Raw genomic sequence first — 467 nt, forward strand, 5'->3', positions numbered from 1 at the left:
TGGGCTCCATTTTTTTTGGAGCCTTTCTGGTCCAAGGGGCGCCTTCTGCCACAGACTCCCCGCCGTGTCCGGTTTTGACGCACCGAAGTACCAGAATTTGGGACCCCATTGTCCGAACATGAGCCGACTTTTGACGTGAGGAGGAAGTGCGATGGCGAAGAAGAAGTTTGAGCGGACGAAGCCGCACGTGAATGTGGGCACCATTGGTCACATTGACCATGGGAAGACGACGTTGACGGCGGCCATAACGAAGCAGCTGTCGCTTCGGGGGAAGGCGGAGTTTGTGCCGTTTGATCAGATTGACAAGGCTCCGGAGGAGCGGGAGCGGGGCATTACGATTGCGACGGCGCATGTGGAGTATGAGACGGACAAGCGCCATTATGCCCATGTGGACTGTCCGGGGCATGCGGACTACATCAAGAACATGATCACGGGCGCGGCCCAGATGGACGGGGCCATTTTGGTGG

1 protein-coding gene is annotated in these 467 nt (G+C 57.8%); it reads left to right on the plus strand.

The window, feature by feature from the left end; all coding sequences use genetic code 11:
* Positions 1 to 151: 151 nt before the first annotated feature.
* Positions 152 to 467: GTP-binding protein (locus tag ABJK56_RS01145; RefSeq protein ID WP_347242831.1), on the plus strand; the 316-nt coding region annotated here is incomplete at its 3' end.

This window comes from Thermogutta sp., assembly GCF_039793925.1.
Taxonomy (GTDB): Bacteria; Planctomycetota; Planctomycetia; order Pirellulales; family Thermoguttaceae; genus Thermogutta.